Annotated in this window: 5 protein-coding genes and 1 pseudogene; 2 read left to right on the top strand and 4 right to left on the bottom strand. The window is 49.3% G+C overall.

Annotated features, from left to right (window positions below):
* Positions 1-249 (top strand): HPP family protein (locus tag QUA38_RS21230; protein WP_333165241.1); only part of this gene is annotated, 249 nt, incomplete at its 5' end.
* Between the two features lie 144 nt (positions 250-393).
* Here QUA38_RS21230 and QUA38_RS21225 read toward each other — a convergent pair.
* The 4 genes from QUA38_RS21225 to QUA38_RS21210 all read right to left on the bottom strand — a co-directional run bounded on the left by QUA38_RS21225 (position 394) and on the right by QUA38_RS21210 (position 5,431).
* Positions 394-885, bottom strand: a complete 492-nt coding sequence (locus QUA38_RS21225) for a phosphodiester glycosidase family protein (RefSeq protein WP_333165239.1) — start codon at positions 883-885, stop codon at positions 394-396.
* Between the two features lie 21 nt (positions 886-906).
* Positions 907-1,530, bottom strand: a complete 624-nt coding sequence (locus QUA38_RS21220; protein ID WP_333165236.1) for a hypothetical protein — start codon at positions 1,528-1,530, stop codon at positions 907-909.
* 138 nt (positions 1,531-1,668) lie between these two features.
* Positions 1,669-4,797, bottom strand: coding sequence for a phosphoenolpyruvate carboxylase (ppc, locus tag QUA38_RS21215; RefSeq protein ID WP_333165234.1), 3,129 nt, complete (start codon positions 4,795-4,797; stop codon positions 1,669-1,671).
* 409 nt (positions 4,798-5,206) lie between these two features.
* The gene (locus QUA38_RS21210) at positions 5,207-5,431 is read right to left on the bottom strand and encodes a hypothetical protein (protein ID WP_333041848.1); all 225 of its coding nucleotides are present in this window, start codon (positions 5,429-5,431) and stop codon (positions 5,207-5,209) included.
* 641 nt (positions 5,432-6,072) lie between these two features.
* On the opposite strand from QUA38_RS21210, the pseudogene QUA38_RS21205 reads away from it, so the two are divergent.
* Positions 6,073-7,589 (top strand): annotated as a pseudogene (locus QUA38_RS21205) (hypothetical protein); the annotation flags it as partial.

The following is a 7,589-nucleotide window of genomic DNA, read 5'->3' as shown; positions in this document are numbered from 1 at the left end:
ATTCTGCATTTTCTCGGTTCTTCTCCCTGGGCGATGGGAATGGCTGTTTCTAGTGCGATCGGAATTATGCAGATTACCAGAACTCTACATCCGCCTTCGGGAGCAGTTGCCTTAGTCGTAATGATGACCCAACCAGACTGGAAATTTTTGCTAACACCTGCTTTTGAGGGATCAATAATCTTGGTCTTGTGCGCCGTCATCTTTAATAATTTAGCGGCAGAAAGGACATATCCCCAGCACTGGTTATAGAATTATCTCTAATTCTCTCATCCTTCCCTCGGGAGCACTACCCAAAATTGGGATGCTCCCTCGATTCCGACTTCCATTGGACTTCTTTTTTCCATCCGTTACATCCCGATGGCGTGCTTGGTTGCCGAACTTCCTTCTGCTAGATCAATCAAAAAAAACGGACGGATCGGGAGAAGGTCGATATCCCTTTTGAAAGCGTTCCCAGGACTCCTTTAACTGAGCCGGCGCTCGATATTTGCGATCGTAAACCACCAGCACATTCGTCAAATTTCGGCCCGGCGGCAATAAAACCTGCCCCTGATGAGCCAAACCCACCGAAGCGCCCCCGTCCAAATTCATCGCTTCCAAACAGCCGATCGCCTGCATAACTTTAGCTTCTGCTTCCAAAGACAAACTATCCAGAAAAGTCACCAAAAATAACTTACCTCTCGAAGCCGGAAAGCCGATCGCCGTTCTCGAACCCACGCCCAAAACATGAGAATCTTTAAAACCTTCTGATAAAGGAGACAGCCAAACTTTCCCCCCTTTAACCAATCTCGGCCCGCAAGTCAGAGAAAACCAATGTTCACTCCAATCCGGCTTACCTTCGATTCTAGCCGTTACCATTTCCAATTGATTTCCCGCTTTAATCCCCAAAGTCGTGCCGTAATTTTCCCATCAGCTGTATTTCAGAAACTTACCCGCCGCCACCATATTTCCCAGCACAGATTTCTGCTCATCTTTACCAAAAAAAGTCCCGTTAGCAACAACAGCAGCCCGGTAACGCGACACCATATTTTCAAAAGGTTCATCGCCCCGCGTTACTTTAGAAGTATTGGCAAAATCTGCATTGTTAGCTAACCCAATTGTGATATAAATTTCGGGATCGGCGAGGTCAATAGTTGTGAGGTAAAAACTGGCACCAGCTACATTTTGGCTCCTGACTTGTACAGGTTTTGCTTGCTTAGCAGAACGTTTGATAATTTGAGGTTGAGACGGTTGCACCGCATGATAATTTTCGGGCGATTTTACAAGAGGATTACTCGGCAGAGGTTGATTGGTTTTTGCCGATTTTACAATGAGATTGTTAGGGAGAGGTTGAGGAGTTTGATTTGATTGTATACTTGATAAAAAAGCGAGTGACTTTTGCCACAATTGACCTGCGAGAGTCAAGAAACTCTCTCGGTTTTGGGCGATCGCAAAATAGTCAGCCGCAACCCGCGCCAAAGCTATGCCCGTTAAAAATAAAAAAGTGCGCCGCAGCATGGGGCGACAACCTTCAGACTGTTTGCGTTTAGACATAAAAAAATCTCAGCTAGGATAGCGAACAGTTTCCTATGGCTGTGACTACAAGGGGCGATCGCGCGAATTCTGAAACTACCAGTAGCAAGGTGCGCTGCGGCGCACCCTACCACTCATTCAAAACTCAAAACTATTTCCCTAGCCGGTATTCCGCATCCCTGCAGCAATACCATTAATCGTCAGCAGAGCTCCCCGCAACAATTCACCCTTGCTGTAACGCGAGTGAATCACCCCCGGAACCCCGCCACTACCGTGCTGCCGCAAACGTTTCAGCAGCGAAACCTGCAACAAACCCAAAGGCACAATCGTCGCATTTCGCAACTGCACCGAACGCTGCAGCGACGGATCTCCATCCAACAAACGTTGGTGTCCGGTAATCGTTAAAACCAAATCGCGAATCAAGTGAAATTCGGCAGCAATTTGATCGAATAAAGCCTTAAAACGCTCCTTTTCAGCCGGCAAAGCTAACTCCCGCACGTAGTGTTCTGCAATTTGCAAATCCACCTTAGATAAAGTCATTTCCACCTTAGAAATTACCATTCTAAAAAATGGCCACTTCAAGTAGAAATACTGCAAAAGTTTCATGTGTTCTTCCGGTTCCTCCAGCAAAAACTCTTGCAAAGCTGTGCCCACACCGTACCAAGAAGGCAGCAAAAAGCGGCTTTGAGTCCAGCTAAACACCCACGGAATTGCTCGCAAACCGCTGATGTCTTTTTTGCCACCCCGCCGGGCTGGGCGAGAACTAATCTGCAACTGGCTGATTTCTTGAATCGGGGTTACTTGGTGGAAGAAATCGACTAAATCCGGCTGTTCGTAAATTAAATGGCGGTAGTGCGATCGCGATCTCACCGACAACTCTTCCATAATCTCATTCCAAGGGTCAATGCCATCGAAACCAGTGTGCAGCAAACTAGCTTGAATTACCGCCGCCGCTACCGTTTCTAAATTGTAAAGCGCCAACTCAGGCAAAGAATATTTAGAAGCCAAAACCTCGCCTTGTTCGGTAATCTTAATTCGCCCGCTAATACTCTTTCCAGGCTGAGCCAAAATAGCCTTGTAAGCAGGCCCGCCGCCGCGCCCTACCGAACCGCCTCGGCCGTGAAAAATCCGCAACTCTACATTGTATTTTTCCGCAACCATTTGCAAAGCCTTTTGAGCTTTGTGGATTTCCCAATTGCTGCTGAGGAAACCCGAATCTTTATTGCTGTCCGAATAGCCCAGCATCACCTCTTGCAATTTGAGAGTTTCAATTGGACATTGGATATTCTCTGCGCTTTTTTCCGCTAATTCCTGCGCGTATCCTCCTGTTAGTAGAGCCATATAAAGCGGTAATTCAAATAACTGCTGCATTACTTCCGGCGCTTTTTTCAAATCTTCCACCGTTTCAAACAGAGGAACTACTTGAAAGCTGCTAATTCCAGTCGCCGGGTCGTAAAGTCCTGCTTCTTTTGCTAACAACAAAACCGCCAGCAAATCGCTGACATCGTGACTCATGCTGATTACGTAAGTTTGGCAAATTTCCGGACCAAACTCCTGGTGCATTTGCCTCAATATTCGGAAGGTATTGATCGTCTCGCAAGTTTTGGAAGAAAAGGGTAATTCTGCTGGAATTAAAGGGCGGCGAGTTTGCAGTTCCGTTGCCAGCCAAATAATTCGATCGCCTTCCGACATTTGATTGTAAGACTTGGGCAAAATTTGCAAGTATTCAGCAATCTCGCTCAAAGCGTCGGAGTGTACTGTTGACTCTTGGCGGATATCTAGGTAAGCCAAATTAAACCCGTAAATTTCTACTTGGCAGAGCAGATTTTCCAAGTCCCGACAGCTCAAACCTGTTTCCACTAAATTGTGCTCGATGAGCTGCAGCTCAGTCAAAAACTCAGCGCCCGATCGATAAAGGCCTGTCATTCCGGGATTTTCCGACAAAGCTTCGCGTTCCCGCTGCAACTCGTCTCCTTTATAGAGCCGCCAATTGCGATCGCGCGTATTTTCCAGCCGCTGCAGCACGTAAGCCAGCTTCAATCGATAAGGTTCTTGGCGGTAGCGGATCGCCCACTGCTCGTAAACCTCCGGAAATTCGGATCTGTCACGATCGAGAGATTCCAGCAATTCCGGCAGCACGTCGCTCCAGTGCAGCGACAAACTCAACAGTTCATTGAGCCGTTTCACCGCGCTGATGTACTTCTCTAGCACCAAGTGGCGCTGATAGCAAGCCGTTTGCCAAGTAACTTTCGGAGTCACAGAAGGGTTGCCGTCCCTGTCAGAACCCACCCAAGAACCGAACTTGCAAAAATTGTAACTCGGCGGTTTCAGATAAGGGTAAGAAGCGTGCAGAGCTTGCTTGAGTCGGTGGTAGAGTTCTGGAATTGCATCAAACAACACTTCATCAAAGTAGTGCAGAGTGTACTCCACCTCGTCAAGCACAGTCGGCTTGAACTGGTGCAGTTCGTCAGTGCGCCACCAGAGGCGAATTTCTTCCATCAGTTGCTCTTGGAGAGCCGCCGCTTCCCAGCAAGACACCGGGTAGGGGCTTTGAGGGTCGGTCCCGATCACCTGAAATTTCTCGTCAACTTGGTCTAGCTGTTGGAGAATCTTCGCCATTCGTCGCTGTTTGGTGCGGATCGTGTGGCGGACTATTTCTGTCGGGTGAGCGGTGAATACTAAGCGGATGTCCAACTGATCGATCAAGCGCTGAATTTGCTGGCTGGGTACGTTCAAGCGCAGCAACATCGGGAACAGTTGGTGAAAAGTGCCGGCATCACGAGTGATCATCTCGTTGCTGTCTGCCTTGCTCAAAGCCATTTGGGCGGGGCCGGGGCCTTCCCTGTGGCGCGGGCGATCGGGGGCATCCGTTGCTTGTCCTGGCAGCTTAGAAAACATCCGCCCACCAGCATCGTTGCTGCTAGCGTAAGCTAGCTGTTGGTCTCGCTGTTCGTAGTGCTGTTCGACAATGTTTATCAACTGAAAATACAGTGCAAAAGCCCTAGCGGCACGGATGGCGGCGTTGAGGTCGAGCTTTTCGATTAGCTGTACGACATTCGACTCGCGAAAGTGAGTGGCTTGTCCCTCGGCGGAATTGACCGATCGCATTTGTTGGAGCAAATCCACCAATTCCTGCCCGCACTCCTGTCGCAGCACCGATTCCCACAAGTCCTCTACAACTTTGAGGCGATTTCGCAGAAACAGGTCTGATTTTGAGTAAGCGGGAGAATGGGAAATAGATGTTGCATCAATAATAGCCTGTTCTGAAGACTGGAGGACTGAACTCATCGGGCTGTTCCTCAATAGCTGCGGGTGTCAAGAAAATTGTATGGTTTAGTTTCGCCTAAAACACTTTTGTTTGCAGTCAAATTTGAGACAACTTATTGCAACGTAGAAAGTAGAAGGCACTTATGTACAAAGTATAAGGAAAAATAAATTTTTAGACCACAGATTGTACCTATTGTCAAGCTTTCATATCAGTTGAGTGGCGATTTTAGATTTTAGACGATCGGCGTCAGACGTTCGGCGAGCGATCGCGTCGAACACTTTGAGATTTACTCCCAAGATGACTCTGGGAAGTTGAACTAGGGTCGAAAATTTTTATTTCTCCCCGACCGGAGTCGGGGGCTAGTATCCGTTTTTGGGCGGAGTCAAAAAATTTAACTTCTAGCTGCTGCAGCATCATTCCTTGGGCTTTCTAATCCTGTGATTGAGGAAAGTTGAGTACGGGAAGGCGCGAACCCCGAAAGACTTCTTCGCTTTCAACGCCGATCGACGCAACAAACTCAGCAGCAGCTTTAGCCACCACCAACCCGCCCAGCATAGGTAAAGCGACCAAGCTCAATAAAATGTCTGAGGGAACTGGCAACTTTAGACTCTCAGGTGTTTGATTTTTGAGCAAGTCTTGGTTTTCCGACGGCATAAATTCCTCCTGTGTCAATCCATAATCCCCAGTTTACAAGCCAAATAATCATCTTGACCGCTGCTTTCTGACTAATGACTTCTGAGATCAAATCCGGTGACATCCGACGAAAGATATCCTGCAAGCGATCGTCCCCGCGTAGCCAAGTCTATAAATATCTTCTCGCGAGATCTTAAGCTCGCACTCGGAAAAAACACTTTGTATAAAATCGGGATACTCCCCGAATGCGATCGATCATCGTGCGACTCTCTCCGCGGAGCATGACGAAACCACAGCACTACAGTCGGAAAATCATAGACATTTGCAGAAAAGCCAGTCTTGAAAAGCCATCCTGCCTGTTCCCCAAGAATTATGAGAGAGATCTAATTATTATTCGGATGCAAACGGAAACGATATGACTAATGACGAATAACTTGTGGCTTGGCTTAATTTGGACCTATTTGTGCCAAAATGTCGAGGTATTATCAAAAAAATATTCCCCAACGGCTCGAAGCCGAGGGGATACAAGGCAAGACACTAAGTCCAGGGTGGCTTAAACCAGACAAAACGGTTAGGCTCGGCAAATCAAATAATTGTCTGTAAAATCTGTAACTGTGCTATTTCTAGAAAACAAAACCAGCTTTGGCAAAATTTAGAGTTTCATGTTGAATGCGAACGGGAGCATATTGGCAGACAATCGATCGAGCGCGTCGCAGTGGGCGCAAGAAGCTTTAGGGCTTCCCGAAGTTCAAGTACAAGCGCGTTTGCGGGGAAATCACCTGCACATTTTGTGCGAAGCAGCGCAGTGTCCGTCTCAAGAATTGGTGACGGCGAGATTTACCAACGCCCTCGAACACACTGATTTAACGCGACTGCTGCCCGATCGACCTAAAATTTACCAGTTGTTTCTGTGCGGCCGCAAAATCGGTTCCCGACAAAATGACTGGACAGTCCGGCTCGATTGCAGCAGTCCCAAGCGACAGCAACAGCCACAGCAACCGGAACCAAAAGTTGCCGAAGTGCCGCCGCCAGCGAGTTCCCCGGAGGAAGCGCCAGCAAGCCCTAAAAGAGGCGGATTTTTCGGCAAATTTAAGAATGACAACCAGAAACTCAAACAGACACCAAAACCGATAGAAACAGCAGCCCACCCGCCGCAAGTACGGGAAGAACTGGATTTTGACGCCGAAAGTCTGCCCATAGCCTCCCGCATTCAATACCCAGAAGCTTTTGAAACTTCCCCCGTGACGATCGACACTTCGGCTGCTGCGACGCGGGAAGTTGTCGGTTCCGCCGTTCCCCCGCAGCCGAAAGCGAACCGTGGCGCGGTGGCTTTGATTCAATCCCCCCAAGCTGACTCAGGCGAGGGCGATCGCGATGGAACATTGACGGTTTCGCCGGAAACGTTGGCGCGCCGGGGCTATCCAGATGCGATCGCCAGCTATCTCAGCGAAATCCTCGGGCCAATGGGAGTTTCGGTGAAAGTCAGCATTCGCGAAAAAGAACTCAAAACCAGCCGGGAAACCCTGCCGGTGAATTCACCGGAAAATATCAAACCCAAGGAACGCCGACTGCTGGTGCTGTGCGAGTCAGCTTACAGCCCCGACCCCTCATTGCTGGCCGAACCCATCGCCGGCAGGCTGCGAAAACTGCAACTAGAGGATTTCCGCGAAGCCGCGATCGCCAGCCAAGTCAGCGGCGAAGCAAAGCCGGATTGGCTGCTGCGGGTGGATTTGACTTCGCCGGACAAAATTCTCAAGGAATGGGCCAGGTGGGGAGACGTACAGTCGATCGCCAAACTGCTAAATCAACACTTGGCTGCATCGAGAGTCGAAGTGCGGGCTACCCTCAAAGAAGCAACCCTCCACCTGTTTTGCAGCAAAACTGCCAAAAAAGGACAAAAGCCTAAACGGCAAGAATACCCCGACAAGCAGCAAACCACCGACGCGATCGCCCCTTTGTTAGCCTCCTTCGCACCCCAAGGCATCCGCGCAGCTACTATCTACGGCGTAGAACCAGCCAAGGACTCTCAGGCGGCGCCGGAGTCCCCCGTGTGGATAGACTGGGTGGACTTGCCTGCCGCCCACCACCCCGACTTGGCTGCAAACGCTAGAACGCTGGCAGTCGAGGGCGACCAATTGGCTCTGACTTTTTTATTGAACAGGTTGCTCAACCCCAATCT

Source organism: Microcoleus sp. Pol12B4, assembly GCF_036701385.1.
Lineage (GTDB): Bacteria > Cyanobacteriota > Cyanobacteriia > Cyanobacteriales > Microcoleaceae > Microcoleus.
Note: the sequence above shows the minus strand (reverse complement) of the source record. Positions and strands in the feature narration are given on the sequence as shown.